Source organism: Castellaniella sp. (assembly GCF_047971665.1).
Taxonomy (GTDB): domain Bacteria; phylum Pseudomonadota; class Gammaproteobacteria; order Burkholderiales; family Burkholderiaceae_B; genus Castellaniella.
Map to the genome: position 1 here is coordinate 82970 of NZ_JBKEAA010000027.1, position 22108 is coordinate 105077.

Genomic DNA, 22108 nt, shown 5'->3' on the forward strand with positions numbered 1-22108 from the left:
GTCGCGCAAGCGTCAACGTCGGTCAATTTGTCTGAAGATTAAGGGTAGTTTCGCGATTTCGCTGTTTATTTCTGAATAGCGAGGCGGCAGTCACGGATTTTCGGTTCGATTTTTTCTTGCGGATGGATTTGTAAATTATTGTTGCTTGTCACTTTCTGACACCCTGCCGGGACAAGGGAAAACCAGAATGTTCATTGCGCGATTTGAGGGATTCCGAGGTCGCTTGCACGCCCAAAAAAATTCGTGCATAATCTCATCTCTTCGCTAACGAAGACCTTTTTTGGGGGTATAGCTCAGCTGGGAGAGCGCTTGCATGGCATGCAAGAGGTCAGCGGTTCGATCCCGCTTACCTCCACCAAAATCTTCGTTAATGAATGTCCTGTCCCCTTCGTCTAGAGGCCTAGGACATCACCCTTTCACGGTGAGTACAGGGGTTCGAATCCCCTAGGGGACGCCAGTTTTTCTGGCACCGCTGCGGAGCGGTAGTTCAGTTGGTTAGAATACCGGCCTGTCACGCCGGGGGTCGCGGGTTCGAGTCCCGTCCGCTCCGCCAAAAGATTCAAAAAGGCACCTGCGCATGCAGGTGCCTTTTTTTCGTCTCCACGCGCCATCCCGAGCGATCCCGCAAGACCTTGGCGACCCATGCCTGAGCGTATTGTCCTTTGTTGGTGATCAAGTAATATGCAAGAGGATGGCGACCCTGGCCGCCCATCGGCAGGTCGCTGCCGCTGTTCATCACACAGGGATGACATGAGCACGCAGACATCACGTGCAGTCAGGCAGACAGGCATGGGGCCTTACGGATCGAGGACGGTGTTCGCCGTCTTTTTCCTGCTCATGCTGGCTTTTGTGTTGGGCAATGCCGCTGCTGTGCATTTCCTGTTGTCGCGCTATGAAAGCGCGCTCGATCAGGCCGCCACCCTGAATCGCATGCGCATCTCCAGTCAGCAGCTGGTGGTCCGGACGATCCGCCTGGCGGACGGCGCGTACATTCAGACGGGGCAGATCAGCCGGGAAATAGAGCTCATGGACCGCGCCTTGCAGATTCTGGACAAGGGCGGCGTGATCGATGGTCATGAGGTCCCCCCGCTGGCCCAACCGGCCGTGCGCAGTTTCTTGCCGCGGATTCGGCGGGACTGGGCCGTTCTGCGCAACCGGCTGCAGTCCGAGCTGATGGGCGTGCATGTGCGCGGGAAACCCCCGCCGGATGCGCAGGCGCAGGCGTTGCCGCAGACGCTCAAGCGCCAGTGGCTGGCCGATGAGGCCGAGGCGCTGCTCGACACCCTGGATGCCTGTGCCGATGTGCTGATGCCGCTGCTCAGCCGGGTCAAGGATCGCGCGCTGTGGTTCAGCGGCGGGTTGGCGTTGTTGAGCCTGCTGTTTCTGTTGGTCCTGTATCTGCTGTTGCGCCGGCATCTGGTCCGGCCTCTGTGTGAGCTGCGCAAGGCATGCCGTGAACTGGTCCGGGGGAATTATGCCGCCCGGGTCGGTTTTCAGGGCCAGGGCGAGCTGGGCCAGGTCGTCCAGGATTTCAATGACGGCATTCAGCAGGTTCACGATCAGTTGGCGAGGATGCGCGAGGATCAGGCGGGGTTGGTCCGGGCCGACACCATTTTTCAGGGGCTGGCGTCGAACTCCATCGTCGGCATTTTTCTGGTCGAGCACGAGCATTTCACCTTTGTCAGCCACAAGATGGCCGAGATCTTCGGCTACGAACCGCACGACATGGTCGATGTCATGACCCTGCTGGACATCGTGGTGCCGCGCGAACGGTTCGTGATGGCTGAATCGATCAAGGCCAGCAGGAGCCGGCGGGATGGCACGTTGCGATCCGAGCGCCATGGCCATCGCAAGGATGGTTCGACGATCAATATCGAGGTGTTCAGTTCGACGATGCGGGTGGGCGGGCAGGTCGCCATCATCGGTATCGTCCAGGACATCACGGCGCGCAAACAGGCCGAGTCCACGGCGCTGTTGGCCGCCATCGCCTATGAGAACAGCAGCGAGGGTATCGCCATCACCGATGCGGCTGGCGTGGTTCTCGATGTCAACCCCGCCTATACGCAGATCACGGGGGCCTGGCCCGACGAAGCCACCGGCGAATTGCTGCCCCTGTTGCGGCCCGGGCGTCACAACCGCGATTTCTACGACGAGATGTGGCATGCCATCAATACGCAGGGGCGCTGGAAGGGCGAATACTGGAGCCAGCGCAAATCGGGGGAGGAATACGCCGAGCGTGTGGCCATGGATACGGCCTGGAATCGCGATGGTTCTGTCAGTTGCCGAGTGGCGATGCTCAGCGACGTGACACAGAAAAAGCAGATCGAAGCCCGGATCTGGCACCAGGCGCACCATGATCCTCTGACGGGGCTGCCGAACCGCAAATATTTCAATGAACGCCTGCAGGCCGCTGTCGAGTCGGCGGATCAGTCGGCGCAGTCACTGACCCTGTTGTTCCTGGATCTTGATCTGTTCAAGGAAGTCAACGATTCCATGGGCCATGCCACGGGGGATCTGATGCTGGTCGAGGTCGCCCGGCGCCTGCGGGCCTGTGTGGAACAGGAGACCTGTTTCGTGGCGCGTCTCGGGGGCGATGAGTTCGTCGTCCTTCTGGACGACGGATCCGACAGGATGGAAATCGATGCGCTGTGCCGCACCATTCTCGACAGGATCACCGCAACCTATCCGCTGGGCGGCAGTCATCTGCGGATTTCGGCCAGCCTCGGGGTGGCGCTGTATCCCCAGGACGCCGACAGTGCCGAGGCGCTGATGCGTCACGTGGACATGGCGATGTACGCTGCCAAGGATTCCGGACGCAACCGCTTCCACTATTTCGACCGCAGCATGCGGGTGCGCGCGCGCATGCAACGCGACCTGATGTATGCCTTGCCGCAGGCCATCGAGGATGCGCAGTTCTTTCTTCAGTTCCAGCCGATTCATGCTTTCCGCACCGGCCGCATCGTCCAGGCCGAGGTCCTGCTGCGCTGGCGTCATCCGGAGCTGGGCGTGATCGCGCCGGCGGATTTCATCCCCTTTGCCGAAGAACGCCTGCTGATCCGGCCGCTGGGCGACTGGGTGTTTCGCGAGGCGGTTCATCAGCTGGCCCGCTGGCGCAGCGAGCTGGCGCCGGATCTGCGTCTGACGATCAATGTCTCGCCCGGCCAGTTGGGTCTCGAAGACGCGGGGTTGGAGGCCTTGTTCGGTTTGTTCAATGCCCTGGACCTGCCGGCGGACTGTCTGATCCTGGAGCTCAGCGAACAGATGTTGACGGCCCGGGAAACCCGGGTGGAGCAGGGTCGGCTGCAGCGTCTGCATGATGCCGGATTGCGCTTCAGCGTGGGCGCCGTATCGATCGGCATGCCGGCGCTGCTGGCGGTGCACCAGCTGCCATTCTATGCCCTCAAGCTGGAACGGGCGACGACGGAAAGGCTGCTGGACGGTGAATACGCCCCCATGGTCAGCGAGGCCATCATCACGCTGGCGCACCGGCTGGGCCTGCGGGTGACCGCCGAGGGCATCACCCGCGCGGCGCAATATGAGCTGTTGCGGGCGGCGGGCTGCGACGAGGGGCAGGGCTACTGGTTCGATGAGCCTCTGGATCAGGCCGACTTCGAGCAGCGCTTGCGCGCGCAGGCGGGGTAATACCGTGCCAGGGTCGCGAGCGCCAGCCCCAGTAACGTCCAGATCAGGATCGGCGCATTGCCCCAGCGCACATAGGGCGTCAGCCCCTGGGCGCCCTGGACTTCGGCGTCCAGGACACCGGGCCGGCCGGGTTCGAGGGCGCCCAGTATCTGGCCCCGGGCGTCGATGACCGCCGTGGCACCGGTATTGGTGGCGCGCACCACGGGGCGCGCGGTCTCCAGGGCCCGCATGCGGGCGATCCACAGATGCTGGCGCAGGGCCCAGCTGTTGCCGAACCAGGCAAGATTGCTCAGGTTCACCAGGATGCTGGCACCGGCCTCGCCGTCGGCGCCGGGGGCGACGGTTGCGGCGATTTCCTCGCCGAAGGTGTCCTCATAGCAGATATCGACCGCCAGGAACTGGTCGCCGACCGCCAGCGGCGGCTGTCGCGCCGGGCCGTGGTTGAAGTCCCCCAGAGGGATGTCCAGCGCGCGCACGAACCAGCGGAAACCGGGCGGAATGAATTCGCCAAAGGGCACCAGATGGCGTTTTTCGTAACGCCAGGGGTCGAGGTCGGCAGGGGACGAGGCGGTTTGCGGACGCAGGGCAACGACGCCATTGGTATAGCGGTCATCGGCCGCGGAGGCCTGATGTAGCGGCACCCCCAGCACCAGGGTGGCCCGCATGGTGTCGGCCGCGTCCCGCCAGGCCTGCCAGACGGGATCGGGCACCTGGTCCTGGAAGATCGGGAGCACGGTTTCCGGCAGGATGATCACGGCGGGACGGTCCGCCTCGCTCTTGGGCGTCAGCGTAGCCAGGCTCTGGATGCGGGTCTGGGTGGGCAGGAACTGCGCCGGCTGGAATTTTTCGGATTGGGGCGTCGCCGGCTGGATCAGGCGCACCATCAGGGGGGTGCCCAGAGGGCGCGACCATTCGATGTGTCCCCAGAGAATGCCCAGGAGCCCCGTCAGCAGCGCCAGCCCCACCACGGCGGCGGCGCTGCGGTCGTACGCCGTGTCCTTGGCGCGGGCCATCAGGGCGACAGCGGCGGCGGCAAACGCCGCCAGCCAGGCCAGGCCGTATACCCCGGTGAATGGCGCCCAGGAGGCGAACATGCCCTCGGCATGCGCGTAGCCGATATTCAGCCAGGTGAATCCCGTGAACAGGGTTCCGCGCAGCCATTCGGCCAGTGTCCAGGCCGACGCCCAGACGACGGCATTCAGGATCTGGCGCGGGGCGCGCCGTTCGGGGTTGGTCTGGCCGACGCACAGCCAGGCGGTCAGGGCGCAGGCGCCGGCTGCGTAGAGCGCCATGGCCGCGGCGAACAGCAGCAGGGCCGCAATGGCCAGCGGCAGGGCCAGCCCGCCGAATTCGTGCATGCTGATCGTCATCCAGTAGACGCCGATGCCGAACTGCGCCAGGCCGAACAGCCAGCCCAGCCCCGCCGCCTGGCGTGGCCGGGACGCCTGGAAGATCAGGGCGGCCAGGACCGCCAGCGCGGCAATCTGCACGAAAGGCAGACTCCAGGTCGGCAAGGGGCCGGGGGCGAAGCAGAGCGCCTGCAGGCCGCCGGCCAGCAGCGCCGCCAGGCGGCGGCGCCAGACAGGTTGCACGGCAGGATTTCCGGCCAGGGTCGCGGGAGAAGACTCAGGCGGCATGTTCCGTCGCGAGTGAGGGCGGATCGAGTCGTTGGATATGCAGCCAGCGCGCCCGCTTGCCGTCAGCGCTCACGACGGTGAAGGCCAGGCCATGGCGTTCGAGCCGCTCGCCCCGCCGCGGGATATGGCCCAGTTCGGCGGCGAGCCAGCCGTTGAGCGTATCGACGTCCTCTGCGGGCAGCTGCACCTCGAAGGCCTCGTTGAAATCCTCGATTTCCGCCGTGCCCATCGCGCGCCAGCTGTTCTCGCCGGTGCGGAAAATGGTCTTTTCGGCCTCATCGTCGAACTCATCCTCGATGTTGCCGACGATCTGTTCGAGTACGTCTTCCATTGTCACCAGGCCGCAGATGCCGCCGTGTTCGTCGATGACGATGGCCAGGTGATTGCGGCTGACGCGGAATTCGTGCAGCAGCTCGTTGAGCCGCTTGGATTCGGGAATGAAGACGGGCGGGCGTACTAGCGCGCGGATGTCCAGCGCGTGGTCCGCGAGCGCCAGCAGCAGATCCTTGGCCAGCAGCACGCCGACGATATTGTCACGATCGCCCTCATAGACGGGAAAGCGCGAATGGCCGGTGTCCGTGATGAACGGCATCAGTTCCGGCAGCGGCCGGGAGATGTCGAGCAGGTCCATGCGGGCGCGCAACACCATGATGTCGGTCACGGTCTTGTCCGCGACGGCCAGGGCGCCTGAAATCATGGCATACGACTCTCCGTCGAGGACGGAGTGATCATGAGCGGCTTCGAGGACGGCGCGGATATCGTCGCGGTCGGCGGGCGGCGCCGGGCGCAGCAAAGCCTTGACGCGGGAAAGGAGGGAGCGCGGGGGACGAGAAGGTCGAGGCTCCGAGTCGGAGGCGTGGGGGTCTGGCATTGTCCTGGGGACGAGTGACGGTTTCTGTAGCATAACCGATTCCGGACGGCCTGCAGATCGCGAGAGGCCTGCCGCCGCCGGGTGCGTTTGCAGTGGAATCGGCCGGGTCATGCGCTCCGGTAGGGATCGGCAATGCCCTGAGCCGCCAGAATGCGGGTTTCGAGCGCTTCCATGCGTTCGGCCTCGTCGGGTTCGGTGTGGTCGTACCCCAGGGCGTGCAGCACGCCGTGGGTGACCAGGTGGGCGGCATGGTGCAGCAGGGGCTTGCCTTGTTCGGCGGCCTCCCGCGTCAGAACCGGCAGACAGAGCACGATATCGCCCAGGATCAGACCGCTCGGATCCGCGCCGTATTCAAAAGTCAGCACATTGGTGGCGGCATCCCGTCCACGCCAGGCGGCGTTCAGGGCGCGGCCTTCTTCGGCATCGACGATGCGCAGGGTCAGGGCCACCGGACTGCCGGCGCGCGGGTCGGGGGGCGCCAGGGCGGCGGCGAGCGCGCGTGTGACCCAGCGCCGCAGGCGCCAGCGGGGCAGCGCTGGCGCCTCGGTCGCGTACTGGATCGCCAGGAAGAAATCAGGAGACATGGTCGCCGGCCCGTTCATACGCATCGACGATCCGGCCCACCAGCGGGTGGCGCACCACGTCCTGGCTGGTGAAACGGGTCTGGGCAATGCCCGGCACGCCATCGAGCACATCCAGGGCATGCAGCAGGCCGCTCCGGTGACCTTTGGGCAGGTCCACCTGGGAGGGGTCCCCGTTGATGACGGCCTTGCTGCCGAAACCGATGCGCGTCAGGAACATTTTCATCTGTTCCGGCGTGGTGTTCTGCGCCTCGTCGAGGATGATGAAGGCATGGTTCAGTGTGCGGCCGCGCATGTAGGCCAGCGGGGCGATCTCGATGGTCTGTTTCTCGAACAGGCGCTGGGTGCGCTCGAAGCCCAGCAGGTCGTACAGGGCGTCGTACAGCGGCCGCAGATAGGGATCGACTTTCTGGACCAGGTCGCCGGGCAGAAAGCCCAGGCGCTCACCGGCTTCCACGGCGGGACGCGTCAGCACCAGGCGGGACACGGATTCACGTTCCAGCGCGTCGATGGCGCAGGCCACCGCCAGCCACGTCTTGCCGGTCCCCGCAGGCCCCACGCCGAAAGTCACGTCGTGTTTCAGGATGGCATTCAGATAGTCGCGCTGGCGCGGAGTGCGCGGACGCAGATCGGTCTTGCGGGTGCGCAGGTTCAGGCTGGCGTCGTCCACCGGGGGCAGTTCGGGCAGCGCCGGGGTGCCGTCGGCGGCTGCGCCGGAGCGGGCCCCCAGCTCGACCAGCCCGAGTTGCAGCGCATCCAGGGACAGCGGGGCCTGGGCGGCGCGTTTGTGAAACCAGCGCAGCGCCCGGGCGGCCGAACGTGCCTGGGCGCCCCGCAGGGTGTAACGGTTGCCGCGTCGGCCGATCTCCACCCCGTAGGCCTGGGCGATCTGGCGCAGATTCTCGTCCAGCGGGCCGCACAGGTTGGCCAGGTGGATGTTGTCCGCCTCCAGCTGGAGCGTGAGCGGGCGGGCCTTTGTTGGGGTGTGCCCGGAGGGCGCCGATGTCGTGCCGGCGGCGTGGCGGGGAGCCATCATGCGCGCTCCCGCATCGTGTCCTGCATCAGGATCTCGCCGCGCAGGGTATTGGCCAGGGCGGCGGTGATGCGCACATCGACCATCTGGCCGATCAGCCGCGGCTGGCCGGCGAAGTTGACGATGCGGTTGTTTTCCGTCCGGCCTTTCATGTCGCTGGGATCCTTTTTCGAGGGGCCTTCGACCAGCAGACGCTGGGCGCCGCCGACCATCGACTGGCTGATGGCGGCGGCCTGGTCGTTGATCAGGGCCTGAAGGCGATACAGGCGGTCGAGTTTTTCGGCCTCGGGGGTGGTATCGGTCAGGTCGGCGGCCGGCGTGCCGGGGCGGCGCGAATAGACGAAAGAAAACGACTGATCGAAACCGACATGGCGCACCAGGTCCAGCGTTTTCTGGAAGTCGGCCTCAGTCTCGCCGGGAAAGCCGACGATGAAGTCCGAGGACAGTGTCATGTCGGGGCGCGCGGCGCGCAGACGGCGGATGATGGACTTGTATTCCAGCGCCGTGTAGCCGCGCTTCATCGCCGCCAGCACCCGGTCGCTGCCGGCCTGGACCGGCAGGTGCAGGAAGGGAACGAGCTTGGGCAGCCGGCCGTGAGCCTCGATCAGCCGCGCGGTCATTTCCTTGGGATGAGAGGTCGTGTAGCGGATCCGTTCGATGCCGGGGATCTCGTGCACATAGTCCAGCAGCATGGCGAAGTCGGCGATCTCGCCGTGGTCTCCGGCCGGTCCTCGGTAGGCATTGACGTTCTGGCCCAGCAGCGTGACTTCGTGCACGCCCTGGTCGGCCAGATCGGCGATTTCGACCAGCACATCGTCGAACGGCCGCGAGACCTCCGCGCCCCGGGTGTAGGGCACGACACAGAAGCTGCAGTATTTGCTGCAGCCTTCCATGATGGAGACGAAGGCCGAGGGCCCGTCGATGCGGGCGGGAGGCATGGCGTCGAACTTCTCGATCTCGGGAAAGGAAATGTCCACTTGCGACTGGCCGGTGGCGCGACGCCGGTCGATGAGCTCCGGCAGCCGGTGCAGGGTCTGGGGGCCAAAGACCACGTCCACATAGGGCGCGCGACGCACGATGGCCTCGCCTTCCTGGCTGGCCACGCAGCCGCCCACGCCGATCACCAGATCGGGATTGCTGCGTTTCAGGTGCTGCACCCGGCCGAGATCCGAAAAGACTTTTTCCTGGGCCTTCTCGCGCACCGAACAGGTGTTGAACAGGATGATGTCGGCATCCTCCGGCGTCTGCGTCAGTTCCACGCCCTTGGCCGCGTGCAGCACATCGGCCATTTTCTCGGAGTCGTATTCGTTCATCTGGCAGCCAAAGGTGCGGATGAACAGTTTTTTCGTGCGACCAGGTTCCACGGGCCGCAGCAGGGCGGCCAGGGTCTGGTCCGACAGGGGATTGGAGGCAGGGGCGGCTGCGGGGTCCGCAGGCGCGGCGCCGGGGCGGCGCAGGGTGGTTTCTTGCATGACGGGTGCCGTGACGGGTTTATATCCCGGGGGCGAAGTTCTGAAACCCCGCATTGTACTGCGGCCTGTCATGAACAGGACGCTGCCCCATGATGAATGCGCCCATGGATCATGGCTGATTCAATTCCATGATGGTTGTAGGGACAATAGAGCATGGGTTATAAAAAAATATCAGAAGCAACAAGAACAGAAGATTTGCGCCGGTGGCGATGCCTGCTCGTGCGGGATGGCTGGCCGGTCTAACCAGGGAGATCAGACATGACCAATCGATATCTCATCAATCCCGGGCGGCGGCGCGCCCTGACTGTCGGTGGCGGGCTGGCGGCGCTGGCAGGGTTGCCGGTGGTTGCGCTGGCTGACGGGGTTCGTCAGGACCCGCCCGCCAAGGCGGCCGGCGGCGGCAAGGCGCTGCCAGACTATGCGGCCTGGAAAGACGCGGACGCCATGATCGTGCATAGCGCCAATACCATCGAGTTGCGGCGCGATGCATTTGGCAACAGCACGATCACCCCCCGCGAGCGCCTGTACGTGCGCAACAATCTGACACCGCCATCGGCCGACATCGTGCGGGATCCGGATGTCTGGTCGCTGGAGGTTTCCGGAGTGGCCAAGCCTGGCAATCTGACTGTGGCGGAACTCAAGCGCCTGGGGCTGACGGCCGTCACCATGGTGCTGCAATGCTCGGGCAATGGCCGGGCCTGGTTTCCGCACAAGCCCAGCGGAACACAATGGACAGTCGGCGCGGCAGGCTGTGTCGTGTTTGCCGGCGTGCCGGTGAAGGATGTCGTGAAGGCCCTGGGGGGAGTGGCGGATGGCATGAAATACATGACCAGCACGGGCGGCGAGGTCCTCCCGGAAGGTCTGGACCCCAACACCGTGAAGGTGGAGCGTTCCGTGCCGCTCGAGGCGATGGAGGACGCGATCCTGGCCTGGGAATTGAATGGTGCGGCATTGCCGCTGGCGCATGGTGGGCCGTTGCGCATGATCATTCCCGGCTACATGGGGGTCAATCACGTCAAGTACATCCGGCACCTCGCTTTCACGGCGGGGCAGTCGCCCGCCAAGATTCAGCAGAGCAGTTATCGCTTCTATCCGGTGGGTGAAAAAGGTTCCGACAAATATCCTTCGATCTGGGAAATGCCGGTCAATTCCTGGATCACCTCGCCTTATCAACCGGGCAAGTCGCATCCAGCGGGTCGCGTGTTCCTGACGGGTGTTGCCCTGGGCGGATTCCATGCGCTCAAGGGGGTGGAAGTCTCGATCGACGGTGGCCAGACCTGGCGGGCGGCGGACTGGTTCGGACCGGACATGGGACGTTACGCCTGGCGCAATTTCGCGCTTTCGGTGGATCTGAAACCGGGCAAGTACATGATTGCCACGCGGGCGACCAATGACAAGGGCGATACCCAGCCCAAGGAACGGCGGGAAAACAACCGGGGCTACAACAACAATAGCTGGCTGGATCACAGCGTCGAACTGGAGGTGGTCTGAGTGCGCGGGTCGATGAGCTTGAAGGCCTGGCCGGGCCTCGCCGCGCTCTGCGGCGCGCTGGGTCTGGCGGCCTGCGGCGCTGCGTTCGCCGGCGCGCCCGATGTGGCGCGGCTGGAGGAGGGCCGCGCCCTGTTCCAGAAGAACGCGGTCCCCGCCTGCGCGGTCTGTCACACGCTGGAGGACGCGCAAGCCACGGGACCCATCGGGCCGAATCTGGATGAACTACAGCCCGACCGCGACCAGGTGCTGGCGGCGCTGCGGGACGGCGGCGGCGCCATGCCGTCCTTCGCTGAAACCCTGACCCGGGAACAGCGCGAGGCCGTGGCGGATTACGTGGTCTGGGCCACGCATCCGCGCTAGCCCCAATGCTGCCTAATTAAAAACAATTTGGACGTCAAAACGAGTATGTCGATTCAGCGGGGCGCCACGTATCCGCAGAGGAAAGTTCGACATCTTGCGCTTGACTCCCCTGGGATTGATCGCTGGCGCGCGAGTTCAGCCTTCTTGCTGCGCAGCGCCATCCCACCGGCCAACTGGGTCTTGATCTCACCGATGGCCACCTCAATGCGCCAGCGTCGGTGATACAACGCGGCCAGCTCGGCGGCGGGCGCCTGATCGGCTTCGAGCCAATTGGTCACAAGCCGATGGTGCTGACCACCGTCGCCGAGCCGGTACTCGATGACGCGCACGACAGTGCCCTCATTGCACCGCCTTGCCTTGGGCGATTCATACAGCTTGCTCAGATAGGAGCCATCGGCCAGCACCTCATGCACGGGCAGCACCTGGCTGTCGCGCGCTCGATGAACCTGTGAGCGGTACAGGGTCTCGAACACTTGCGCCCCTACGCGGGCGCGCGCCGTGGAGATCGCCCCCTTGGTGATCACCACATCGCGGATCTCCGCGCCATAGATGCGGCGCAATCCCTCAATCACGATATGCAGCACCTCCTCGTAGGCGGTTTGCCGGTATAGGCAAAGGCACATCACGTAGTACACCAGCATCTCATGAGGCAGGCCCCGTTGGCGCTGGCTGTGTCGGTCGTGTTCGCTCAACACCTCGCGCACCTTATCAAGCGGGCAGTCCAATGCCTCAGCCGCCTCGGCCCCTATGGCGATGAGGCTGATCATGTCCTGACGGAGCGCGCGGTGGCGGGTGGTTCTCCGACAACCGCGTGAGGCGCCGGCGGCTTCCGAAGGGAGGCCGAGGGAATTCGGCGGGTGTGTCTGAGCCGCGCAGCGGCGAGTTCGCCCGCCGCCCGGCCGGACGAGGAAGGGCCGGGCAGTCCGACCGCAGGGAGGACCGCCGAACAGGGCGGAGGGGAACCGCCCGTCGCCGCGTGCGGATCAAGAATCCAAAAAGACAGGGCCGACTGTCTGAAGACGCCGGCCCTGGAATCAGACGGAAAGGAAACGGATTTACCCGAGTTCCACTTCCGGCCCATCCTTCTTGACCTGCTTGACCAGGTCTTCGCGCTTGATGCCCATCCACATGGCCAAGGCGGCGGCCACGAACACCGACGAGTAGATCCCGAACCAGATCCCGATCGTCAGGGCCAGCGAGAAGTTATGCAGCGTCGGTCCGCCGAAGAAGAACATCGACAGTACCATCATCTGCGTCGAGGCGTGCGTGATCACGGTCCGGGAGATGTTCTGCGTGATCGATGCATTGATGATTTCCCGCACCGAGGCCTTGCGCTGCTTGCGGAAGTTCTCGCGGATCCGGTCCATCACCACCACCGACTCGTTGACCGAATAGCCCAGGACCGCCAGCACCCCGGCCAGCACCGACAGTGAGAATTCCCACTGGAAGAACGCGAAGAATCCCAGGATGATCACCACGTCGTGCAGGTTGGCCAGCGCGCATGAGGCGGCCAGTTTCCATTCGAAGCGGATGGCCAGGTACGCCATGATGCCCGCCACCACGAACAGCAGCGCCATCAGGCCGTTGTGCAGCAGCTCCTGGCCGACCTGCGGTCCCACGAATTCGACCCGGCGCAGTTCGACGCCCGCATTCTGTGCCTGCAGCGCCGACAGCACCGTGCGGCTCTGGGTCGCGGTGTCCTCGTCGGGACGCACCGGCAGGCGGATCATCACATCCTGCGAGGTGCCGAAGTTCTGCACCTGGAAGTCCGTATAGCCCAGCGCGTCGATGGCCGTGCGGATTTCACCCACGGGCGCGGACTGCTGGTAGTGGACCTCCATCACCGTGCCGCCGGTGAATTCGATCGACAGGTGAAAGCCCCGGGTGGCGATGAAGAAGACGGCGGCCAGAAAGGTCAGCAGGCTGATGATGTTCAGGATCAGCGCATGCCGCATGAACGGGATGGTGCGATGGATGCGGAAAAATTCCATGATGTGTCCTGGGGTGCGAAGTGGACGGTCTCGGCGTCGAGGTCCGTCAGTCCTGCTTGGGTTTCCAGATCTGGCCGATGGAGATCGACTTGAGTTTGCGCTTGCGGCCGTACCACAGGTTCGCCAGGGCGCGCACGCCGACCACCGATGAGAACATCGAGGTCAGGATGCCGATGCAATGCACCACCGCAAAGCCGCGCACCGGCCCGGAGCCGAAAGTCAGCAGGGCCAGGCCCACGATCAGGCTGGTCAGGTTGGAGTCGAAGATCGTTGCCCAGGCGCGGTCGAAACCGAGGTGGATGGCCTGTTGTGGCGGCAGTCCGGCGCGCAGTTCCTCCCGGATGCGCTCGTTGATCAGGACGTTGGCGTCGATGGCCATCCCCAGCGTCAGGGCAATGGCGGCGATACCGGGCAGCGTCAGCGTCGCCTGCAGCATCGACAGCACGGCCAGCAGCAGCAGCACGTTGAAGCTCAGGCCCAGGGTGGAGAACAGGCCGAACAGGTGGTAGTACAGGATGATGAAGATCGCGATGGCAGTAAAGCCGTACAGCGTCGAGTCGAAGCCCTGTTTGATGTTGGCGGCGCCCAGGCTGGGGCCGATGGTGCGTTCCTCGATGATGCGCATCGGCGCGGCGAGCGAGCCGGCGCGCAGCAGCAGCGCCACATCGGCGGCTTCCTGGGCGTTCATGCTGCCCGAGATCTGGACCTGGCCGCCGGGGATTTCGGTGCGGATCACCGGGGCGGTGACGACCTCGCCCTTGCCGTTCTCGAACAGCACGATGGCCATGCGCTTGCCGATGTTGTCCCGCGTCACGTCGCGGAAAATGCGCGCGCCCTTGGAGTCCAGCGTCAGGTTGACGGTGGGTTGCTGGGTTTGCTGGTCGCGGCCGGGCTGGGCGTCCTGCAGGTTTTCGCCCGTCAGGATCACCTGGCGGCGCAGCAACATGGGGCGGCCATCGCGATCGGTGTAGCGCACCAGACCGAAGGGCACGCGGCCCGAGGCCAGGGCGGCCGTGGCGGTGGGCGAATCGTCCACCATATGGATTTCCAGGGTGGCGGTGCGACCCAGGATGTCCTTGGCCTTGGCCACGTCCTGGACGCCGGGAAGCTGGACCACGATGCGGTCGCCGCCCTGCTGCTGGATCACGGGTTCGGCGACGCCGAGCTCGTTGATCCGGTTGTGCAGCGTCTGGATGTTCTGTTTCAGGGCGTTGTCCTGAACCTGGGTGACGGAGGCCGGGCTGAGCGTACCTTCGACGAGCCATTCATCGCCGGATTTGCCGGTCGTGAAGACCATCTCGGGCATCGTGCGGCGCAGCACATCGACGGCAGCATCACGATTTTCCTGGGAGGAGAAGGTCGCACGGATCGATTGCTGGTTGCGCTCGACGCCTCCGGCTTCGAGTTTGGCGTCGCGCAGGGTGGTGCGGGCCTCGCCGGCCATCGAGTCGTAGCGGCTGGTCAGGGCGCCCTGCATGTCCACCTGCAGCAGGAAGTGCACGCCGCCGCGCAGATCGAGGCCCAGATACATGGGATTGGCGCCCAGGGACGTCAGCCAGTTCGGCGAGGACGACATCAGATTCAGGGCGACCGTGTAGTCGGGATTCTGCGGGTCCGGGTTGAGGGCCTTTTCGAGCTGGTCCTTGGCCTTGAGTTGCGTGTCGGGGGAGTCGAAACGCAGCCGCACCGTGCCGACCGGACCGTTCATCTCGAAGGAACCGGCCGTGGGCTGCAGCCCGGCCTGGTTCAGAACCTGTTCGGCCCGGGTGAGGGTGTTCTGATCGATCTTGACGGCCGTCTTGGCCCCGGCGATCTGGACTGCCGGCGACTCACCGTAGAGGTTGGGCAGCGTGTAGAGCACGCCGATCAGGACGGCGGCCAGAACGATGAGGTATTTCCAGAGGGGGTAACGGTTCATGATCGATCAGGTAAGGCGGATCTTGAGAGACGAGGCGCCGCCGGTGCGGCGCCCGCCGGATGGATCAGAGCGACTTGATCGTGCCCTTGGGCAGCACGGTGGTCACGGCGCTGCGCTGCACGATCGTTTCCACAGCCTTGTCGCCCGACTGGGCGATCTCGATGGTCAGGTAGTTGTCGCTGACTTTGCTGATCTTGCCCAGCATCCCGCCCGACATGATGACCTCGTCGCCCTTGGCCAGGGCCTCGACCATTTTCTTGTGCTCTTTCTGACGCTTCATCTGCGGACGGATCATCAGGAAGTACAGGATGACGAACATCAGGATGATGGGCAGCATGCTCATCAGCGCGTTCGGTTCGCCAGCGGCTTGGGCTGGAATCAGGGTCAGGGTGTCGACAAGGGACATGAAGGCTCCTGCTGGGTCGGTAAAAAAGGACGGGCACGGGCCGGACGGGATGTGGCTCGTGCGTGAAATTAACTTTTGATTGTAGCGGGATATCCGTTTGGCCGCGTTTCCCTCTTTATTCGATGCCGCGCGCCCGATCCCGGGCGAATGCCTCGCGCCAGGACTCGAAGCGGTTCTGTTCGATGGCCGCGCGCATGTCTTCCATCAGATGCAGGTAGAAATGCAGGTTGTGCAGGGTGTTGAGGCGGGCGCCCGAGATTTCGCCGGCGCGCTGCAGGTGGTGCAGGTAGGCGCGTGAAAAATGCCGGCAGGTGTGGCAGCCGCATGTCGGGTCCAGCGGCCGGGTATCGTCGCGGTAGCAGGCATTGCGGATCTTCAGGTCGCCGTAGCGCGTGAACAGCCAGCCGTTGCGCGCGTTGCGGGTGGGCATGACGCAGTCGAACATGTCCACCCCCCGGCTCACGCCCTCGACCAGATCCTCGGGCGTGCCCACGCCCATCAGGTAGCGTGGCGCGTTGGCTGGCATGCGCGGGGCGACGTGGGTCAGCACGCGCATCATGTCTTTCTTGGGCTCGCCGACCGACAGGCCGCCGATGGCGTAGCCCTCGAAACCGATCTGCGTCAGCCCGTTCAGGGATTCATCGCGCAGATCTTCGTACATGCCGCCCTGGATGATGCCGAACAGGGCGTTGGGGTTGCCCACCTCCAGAAAGGCCTGACGCGAGCGGCGCGCCCAGCGCAGCGACATGCGCATCGAGGTGGCGGCCTCCTCGTGGGTGGCGGGGCGGTCGTCGATGCGGTAAGGGGTGCACTCATCCAGCACCATGGCGATGTCGGAGTTCAGGCTGCGCTGAATGCGCATGGACTCCTCGGGTGTCAGGAACAGCCTCGATCCGTCGATGGGCGATGCGAAACGCACGCCTTCCTCCGTGATCTTGCGCATGCCGTCCAGGCTGAAGACCTGGAACCCCCCCGAATCGGTCAGAATCGGACGGTTCCATTGCATGAATCCATGCAGGCCGCCATGGCGGTCCAGAATGTCGGTGCCGGGGCGCAGCCACAAATGGAAAGTATTGCCCAGCACGATCTGGGCGCCGGCGTCGTCCAGTTCGTGCGGCAGCATGGCCTTGACGCTGCCATAGGTGCCCACGGGCATGAAGATCGGTGTCTGGACGATGCCGTGGTTCAGCGTCAGTCGGCCGCGCCGGGCGGCGCCATCGGTATGCAGCAGTTCGAATTGGAGTCCGGTCATGGTGTCGGGGTCCGGGGCGAGACGGTGGGGGCGAGGTTCCGGGCGGCCTCGATGAACATGGCATCGCCGTAACTGAAGAATCGGTAGCGGGATTGCACGGCGTGGGCATAGGCGCGGCGGATCGGGTCCATGCCCGCCAGGGCGGAGACCAGCATCAGCAGCGTCGATTGCGGCAGATGGAAATTGGTGATCAGGGCATCGACATTCGAGAATCGATAGCCGGGTGTGATGAACAGCCGGGTGTCGCCCTCGCAGGTCTGCTGGCCGTCGCCGTCATGGGCCGCGGCTTCGAGCGAGCGCACACTGGTGGTGCCCACGGCGATCACGCGGCCGCCCCGGGCGCGGGCTTCGCGGATCTTGCGCAGCGTCTCGGCCGGCACGACGTACCGCTCGGCATGCATGACGTGTTCACTGATGCGCGCCACGCGCACCGGCTGAAAGGTGCCTGCCCCGACATGCAGGGTGACGAAGGCCCGCTCCACGCCCTGGGCCGCCAGCCGGTCGAGCATGGTCTGGTCGAAATGCAGACCGGCGGTCGGCGCGGCGACGGCGCCCGGTTTGTCGGCGTAGATGGTCTGGTAGCGGGCCTCGTCCTCTGCGTCGGCGCCGTGCGTGATATAGGGGGGCAGGGGGACGCTGCCGTGGCGTTCCAGCAAGGTCAGCACGGAGGTCGGAAAGGCCAGCTCGAACAGCGCATCCTGTCGCCCCAGGACTTCGACCTCGAAAGCGCCGTCGACCAGCGTCAGCCGCGTGCCGGGGCGGGGCGATTTGCTGGCCCTGATGTGTGCCAGGGCGCGGTGGGGCTCAGTGATCCGCTCGACCAGGACTTCGACCTGGCCGCCGCTGTCCTTGCGGCCATGCAGCCGGGCCTTGATGACGCGGGTATCGTTGAAGACCAGCAGGTCGCCGGCCCGCAGCAGGCCGGGCAGGTCGATGAACTGCCGGTCGTGCAGGCTGCTGCCGCTGTCCAGGTGCAGCAGCCGGCTGGCATCGCGCCGTTCGGCGGGGTGCTGGGCGATCAGTTCAGGGGGCAGGTCGTAGTCGAACTGGGAAATATCGAGAGAATCAGTCACGGGGAGCCGGCCGCCTGCGAAGGCGCGCCGGGAAGGCAAGGATCAGGAAAGAAAGCGGGGTATTTTAGTCTGTTGGACCGTATCGCCGTCAGCCGCCGTCTTTGGCGTCCGCCGCCGCCCGCCATGGACACTTTGGATTATGCTGGTGTTTTTGTCAGGTGATGGCATGCGACCGACGGGACGGATTGGGCGGAGTGCGTGGCAACTGCGGTGGAAGCAGCGCCTGGGCGCTGGCCTGGCCGCGTGCCTGCTCGTCGGCGTGTCGCCGGGGCTCGGCGCGCAGGCCCTGCCGCCCGAGTTGCAGCAGGCCTGGAAGGACACAAAACTGCCGTCGTCGGCGCTTTCGCTGGAAATCCGCGAGGCCGGCGGCCCGGTCATCGCCCGGGTTCAGGCCGACGAGCCGCGCAATCCCGCCTCGGTGATGAAGACCGTGACGACCTGGAGCGCGCTGTCGGCGCTGGGACCGGAATATGTCTGGCGCACCCGCTTTCTGTCCGACCCGGGCGCCCGGGTCGATGGGCAGGGCTCATTGCAGGGGCCGCTCTATGTCCAGGCGGCCGGAGACCCCTGGTTCCGCCAGGAGGACCTCTGGAACATGTTGCGCGAACTGCGCCTGCGTGGGGTGAAGAACCTGTCCGAGGTCGTCGTGGATCGCAGCCGTTTCGGCAACGTGGCCATCGACCCAGGGGATTTTGACGACGCTCCCGACCGTCCCTATAACGCCAGTCCGGACGCGATGATGGTGGGGTTTGGCGCGACCCGGGTGGTGTTCATGCCCGACGCCAGGGCGCAGCAGTGGATTCCCCTGCTCGACCCGCCGACCCGCAACGTGCGCGTCGAAGGCCGGATCGACTGGCTGGACGGCATCTGCAAGGGCTCGCCCTCCGTGTCGGCCCAGGTGCAGTCCGAGGGCGGCCAGTCCGTCATCCGGGTTTCGGGCAAGGCCGTGGGCGGATGCGGCGAATTCAGCGTGTACCGTCTGGCAGGCGGCCAGGGCGACCATTTCGAGGCCCTGTTCCGGCTGTTCTGGCGTGAGCTGGGCGGGACGTTGTCGCGCGGTATCCGCAGTGGCCGCGCGCCCTCGCGCGGCGAGCCACTGGTCTGGCACGATTCGCCGCCGTTGGCCGATGTGATCCGTCAGATCAACAAGTACAGCAACAACGTCATGGCGCGCATGACCCTGTTGACGCTGGGCGCCGAAATCAATGGCCCGGGCGCCACGCCGGAGGGCGGCGGCCGGGCCGTCAGGCAGCTATTGAACGACCAGGGCGTGGACACGGCGGGCTGGACGCTGGACAACGGCTCGGGGCTGTCGCGACAGGGCCGGATCACGGCGCGGGGTCTGGCGCAGATGCTCGATGTGGCCTGGCGTTCGCCGTTGATGCCGGAATTCGTCTCTTCGCTGGCGATCTCCGGGGTGGACGGGACCGTCCGTCGCCGTCTGCGGTCCGAGGAGACTCGCGGCCAGGCGCACCTGAAGACCGGGACCTTGCGGGATTCCCGCGCCCTGGCCGGGTACGTGCGCGGCGTCAGTGGCAAGCGCTACATCCTGGTCAGTCTGGTCAATGATCCGAACGCGACCGCCGTGCGTCGGTTCGACGATGCCGTCGTCGAATGGCTTGCCGCGCGTTGAGCGGAGTTTTCGCCGCCGGATTTCCGCGCGGGGCCGGTGCGCCCTTGTGATTGACAGCTGCTTAGTTTATTTCTAAATTAATCGCAACTAAAGGAAAGGAGGCTGGCATGTATACCGCGCACCTGGATACCTTCGCCCGTGACAATCTGCCACCGCCCGAGCAACAGCCCGAATTTCTGTTTGACTTGCCCGAGCTCCGGTTTCCGGAGCGCCTGAACTGCGCCACCGAACTGCTCGACCGCCATGTCGCGGAGGGGCGCGGCGGGCGACCCTGCCTCCTCGCGCCCGGCATTGCCTGGACCTATGCCGATCTGCAGGCGCGGGCCAATCGCATCGCTCATGTCCTGGTGCAGGATATGGGGCTGGTGCCGGGCAATCGGGTGCTGCTGCGCGCGCCCAACAACCCCATGCTGGCGGCCTGCTGGTTTGCGGTCATCAAGGCCGGGGGAATTGCCGTGGTGACGATGCCGCTGTTGCGGGCCAAGGAGCTGAAGGCCGTGCTGGAAATCGGCCAGGTCACGCATGCCCTGTGCGATGCCTCGCTGGTCGAGGAAATGGAGCTGGCCAGGCAGGTGTCTCCCGGATTGCGGCAACTGCGGTATTTCAAGCAGGACGGCCCGGACGGGCTGGAAGCCGCCATGGCGCGGATGCCGGCTGAATTCGAGAACGTCGAGACCGCCGCCGACGACACCTGCATCCTGGGCTTTACGTCCGGGACGACGGGCGTGCCCAAGGCCACTATGCATTTTCATCGTGATGTGATGGCGGTCTGCGACTGCTGGCCCAGGCACATCTTGCGGCCCACGGCCGACGATGTGTTCATTGGCAGCCCGCCGCTGGCCTTTACCTTTGGTCTGGGGGGATTGCTGCTGTTCCCCTTGCGCGCGGGCGCGTCTGTGGCGCTGCTGGAAAAGGCCAGCCCGCCGCAACTGCTCGAGGGCATTCGCGAGTTCGGCGCCACGGTGGTGTTTACCGCGCCGACCTCGTACCGGGCGCTGGCGGCGCACGATGCCGAGCTGCGCCGGACCGCGTTGCGCAAGTGCGTGTCGGCCGGGGAGGCGTTGCCGGCGGCCACGCGGGCCTTGTGGAAAGCGGCCACGGGCATCGAGATCATCGATGGCATCGGCGCGACCGAAATGCTGCACATCTTCATTTCGCATGATGAAGCCAGCGCCCGTCCCGGCGCTACGGGCAGGCCGGTGCCCGGCTACCGCGCCAAGGTGGTGGATGACGCGGGCCGCGAGGTGCCTCCCGGCACGATCGGAAAACTGGCCGTGCAGGGGCCCACGGGTTGCCGCTATCTGGCCGATTCGCGCCAGAAGGACTATGTGCGGGATGGCTGGAACCTGACCGGGGACGCCTACCTGATGGATGCCGATGGCTACTTTTTCTATCAGGCGCGCACGGATGACATGATCATCTCTTCGGGCTACAACATTGCCGCGCCCGAGGTCGAGGAGGCCCTGATGCAGCATCCCGCCGTGGCGGAATGCGCCGTGATCGGCGTGGCCGACGAGGGCCGGGGACAGATCGTCAAGGCCTTTGTCGTCCTGCGTTCCGGCCATGCCCGGGATGCGGCGATGATCAAGACGCTGCAGGACTTCGTGAAAGCGACGGTCGCCCCCTACAAGTATCCGCGCGCGGTGCAGTTCGTGGATGTGCTGCCTCGCACCCAGACCGGCAAGCTGCAGCGTTTCAGGCTGCATGAACCGGATTGAGCTCATGGCAGACAGCGACCCGCAACGCTTCATCCCCGAAGGCAGGAACTTTCATTACGATGAATTCCCGTTCTATTGGCTGGTTCGTCTTCACGCGATCTACACGCTCGAGCTCGAGCGGGTGCTCAAGCGCCTGAAAACCGGCATTCCCCAGCGGCGCGTCCTGATCGTCCTGCGCCAGCACGGTATCGTCAGCGTTTCAGTGCTGGCGATGCATGTGGTCATCAAGCCCTCGACGCTGTCGCGCATCCTGCAACGGATGCGCGAGGCCGGGCTGATCGAGATGCGCACGAACGAGGAGGACGCGCGCGTGACGGATGTCCTGATCACGCCCGCGGGCGAAGAACTGGCCGCCCGGATCGAGGATGCCACCCACAAGATTTTCGTGCGCGGCTACCAGGGCCTGGACCCGGACGAGCTGGATCGTCTGATGAAGATGCTCAAGCGCATGTTCACGAACCTATCCGATCACTGAGTCGGGCAGGTCGTGTTCCTTGTCCACAACCTCGGCCCTGTCCGGCAGGGTCGAATGCAGTTCGATGATCTGGCGCAGCGTCTTTTTCAATTCCTCGGCCCGGGCAAGTCCGAAGGGCGCCAGAACGCGGTTTTCGTGTTCGCGCGCCAGTTCGATCAGGTGTTCGATCGTCCGCGCCCCCTGGGGCGTGATGCGCACCAGCGTGATACGCCGGTCGCTCGGGTGGGGCAGCCGCTGGATCTGACCCTTGGATTCCATCCGATCCAGGAGCCGGGTGACCGTGGGCTGCTTGATGACGGTGATCTGGGCCAGATCGCCGATGCTGATGAGACTGTCATTGGCCAGGGAGGCCATCACGCGCCATTCGGACACCGAAAAGCCGTGTTCACGGACGACCTTGTGGAACTCTCCCGAGATGAGCTGGCTCGACAGCGCCAGCAGGGCGGGCAGGTAACTGTCGACGAAGCGGGGGACGGCAGGTAAGCTGGGTTCCGTGGTGTGTGGCATTGGATTCCTATCATCGAAGACGGCCTCAATTCTATGCCTTCCCGTGGC

The 22108-nt window shown here is 65.0% G+C and carries 18 protein-coding genes and 3 tRNA genes; 9 read left to right on the forward strand and 12 right to left on the reverse strand.

All coding sequences use genetic code 11. The features are described 5' to 3' along the window. The first annotated feature begins 282 nt into the window (after positions 1 to 282). The 4 genes from ACK5JE_RS10960 (at position 283) to ACK5JE_RS10975 (ending at position 3642) form a co-directional block, all read left to right on the forward strand. A tRNA-Ala gene (locus tag ACK5JE_RS10960) sits at positions 283 to 358 on the forward strand. A 23-nt stretch (positions 359 to 381) separates the two neighbouring features. Then, positions 382 to 457 (forward strand) — tRNA-Glu (locus ACK5JE_RS10965). Positions 458 to 476: 19 nt separating this feature from the next. Then, a tRNA-Asp gene (locus ACK5JE_RS10970) sits at positions 477 to 553 on the forward strand. A gap of 260 nt (positions 554 to 813) precedes the next feature. Further along, positions 814 to 3642, forward strand: coding sequence for a putative bifunctional diguanylate cyclase/phosphodiesterase (locus ACK5JE_RS10975; protein WP_416801744.1), 2829 nt, complete (start codon positions 814 to 816; stop codon positions 3640 to 3642). Here ACK5JE_RS10975 and lnt read toward each other — a convergent pair. The 5 genes from lnt to miaB form a co-directional block, all read right to left on the reverse strand. After that, positions 3600 to 5234 (reverse strand): apolipoprotein N-acyltransferase, encoded by a 1635-nt coding sequence (lnt, locus tag ACK5JE_RS10980; RefSeq protein ID WP_416801745.1) that lies wholly within the window; start codon positions 5232 to 5234, stop codon positions 3600 to 3602. The genes ACK5JE_RS10975 and lnt overlap by 43 nt on opposite strands. A 34-nt stretch (positions 5235 to 5268) precedes the next feature. Continuing rightward, the gene (locus tag ACK5JE_RS10985) at positions 5269 to 6150 is read right to left on the reverse strand and encodes an HlyC/CorC family transporter (protein WP_416801819.1); all 882 of its coding nucleotides are present in this window, start codon (positions 6148 to 6150) and stop codon (positions 5269 to 5271) included. A 107-nt stretch (positions 6151 to 6257) separates the two neighbouring features. Further along, entirely contained in the window at positions 6258 to 6734 is a 477-nt protein-coding gene (gene ybeY / locus ACK5JE_RS10990) for an rRNA maturation RNase YbeY (protein WP_416801746.1), read from the reverse strand. Beyond that, positions 6724 to 7767 (reverse strand): PhoH family protein, encoded by a 1044-nt coding sequence (locus ACK5JE_RS10995; RefSeq protein WP_416801747.1) that lies wholly within the window; start codon positions 7765 to 7767, stop codon positions 6724 to 6726. The genes ybeY and ACK5JE_RS10995 overlap by 11 nt, the downstream gene beginning before the upstream one ends. Next, complete coding sequence (gene miaB, locus ACK5JE_RS11000) at positions 7764 to 9236, reverse strand: tRNA (N6-isopentenyl adenosine(37)-C2)-methylthiotransferase MiaB (protein ID WP_416801748.1); 1473 nt, start codon at positions 9234 to 9236, stop codon at positions 7764 to 7766. The genes ACK5JE_RS10995 and miaB overlap by 4 nt, the downstream gene beginning before the upstream one ends. 258 nt (positions 9237 to 9494) lie before the next feature. Between miaB and ACK5JE_RS11005 the strand changes: the two genes are divergently transcribed. Next, positions 9495 to 10727 (forward strand): sulfite oxidase, encoded by a 1233-nt coding sequence (locus ACK5JE_RS11005; protein WP_416801749.1) that lies wholly within the window; start codon positions 9495 to 9497, stop codon positions 10725 to 10727. A gap of 12 nt (positions 10728 to 10739) precedes the next feature. After that, on the forward strand, positions 10740 to 11087 hold the full coding sequence (locus tag ACK5JE_RS11010; RefSeq protein WP_416801750.1) for a c-type cytochrome: 348 nt from the start codon (positions 10740 to 10742) through the stop codon (positions 11085 to 11087). Positions 11088 to 11140: 53 nt separating this feature from the next. Here ACK5JE_RS11010 and ACK5JE_RS11015 read toward each other — a convergent pair whose 3' ends face one another. From ACK5JE_RS11015 to queA, 6 genes are all read right to left on the reverse strand, one after another. Beyond that, on the reverse strand, positions 11141 to 11854 hold the full coding sequence (locus ACK5JE_RS11015; protein WP_416801751.1) for a transposase domain-containing protein: 714 nt from the start codon (positions 11852 to 11854) through the stop codon (positions 11141 to 11143). A 288-nt stretch (positions 11855 to 12142) separates the two neighbouring features. Further along, complete coding sequence (gene secF, locus ACK5JE_RS11020; protein WP_416801752.1) at positions 12143 to 13078, reverse strand: protein translocase subunit SecF; 936 nt, start codon at positions 13076 to 13078, stop codon at positions 12143 to 12145. 46 nt (positions 13079 to 13124) lie between these two features. Further along, positions 13125 to 14996, reverse strand: coding sequence for a protein translocase subunit SecD (secD, locus tag ACK5JE_RS11025; protein ID WP_416801753.1), 1872 nt, complete (start codon positions 14994 to 14996; stop codon positions 13125 to 13127). Between the two features lie 64 nt (positions 14997 to 15060). Beyond that, a complete protein-coding gene (gene yajC / locus ACK5JE_RS11030) occupies positions 15061 to 15402 on the reverse strand; it encodes a preprotein translocase subunit YajC (RefSeq protein ID WP_416801754.1) in 342 nt (113 codons plus the stop codon). Between the two features lie 115 nt (positions 15403 to 15517). Next, complete coding sequence (gene tgt / locus ACK5JE_RS11035) at positions 15518 to 16654, reverse strand: tRNA guanosine(34) transglycosylase Tgt (RefSeq protein WP_416801755.1); 1137 nt, start codon at positions 16652 to 16654, stop codon at positions 15518 to 15520. Next, entirely contained in the window at positions 16651 to 17727 is a 1077-nt protein-coding gene (gene queA, locus ACK5JE_RS11040) for a tRNA preQ1(34) S-adenosylmethionine ribosyltransferase-isomerase QueA (RefSeq protein ID WP_416801756.1), read from the reverse strand. The genes tgt and queA overlap by 4 nt, the downstream gene beginning before the upstream one ends. A gap of 166 nt (positions 17728 to 17893) precedes the next feature. On the opposite strand from queA, the gene dacB reads away from it, so the two are divergent. From dacB to ACK5JE_RS11055, 3 genes are all read left to right on the forward strand, one after another. Further along, complete coding sequence (gene dacB / locus ACK5JE_RS11045) at positions 17894 to 19360, forward strand: D-alanyl-D-alanine carboxypeptidase/D-alanyl-D-alanine-endopeptidase (protein ID WP_416801757.1); 1467 nt, start codon at positions 17894 to 17896, stop codon at positions 19358 to 19360. Positions 19361 to 19467: 107 nt separating this feature from the next. Then, a complete protein-coding gene (locus tag ACK5JE_RS11050; protein ID WP_416801758.1) occupies positions 19468 to 21078 on the forward strand; it encodes an AMP-binding protein in 1611 nt (536 codons plus the stop codon). A 4-nt stretch (positions 21079 to 21082) separates the two neighbouring features. Further along, complete coding sequence (locus ACK5JE_RS11055; RefSeq protein ID WP_416801759.1) at positions 21083 to 21553, forward strand: MarR family winged helix-turn-helix transcriptional regulator; 471 nt, start codon at positions 21083 to 21085, stop codon at positions 21551 to 21553. Here the strand turns inward: ACK5JE_RS11055 and ACK5JE_RS11060 are convergent. After that, positions 21539 to 22060, reverse strand: a complete 522-nt coding sequence (locus tag ACK5JE_RS11060; protein ID WP_416801760.1) for a MarR family winged helix-turn-helix transcriptional regulator — start codon at positions 22058 to 22060, stop codon at positions 21539 to 21541. The two genes, ACK5JE_RS11055 and ACK5JE_RS11060, sit on opposite strands and share 15 nt — an antisense overlap. Positions 22061 to 22108 lie beyond the last annotated feature (48 nt).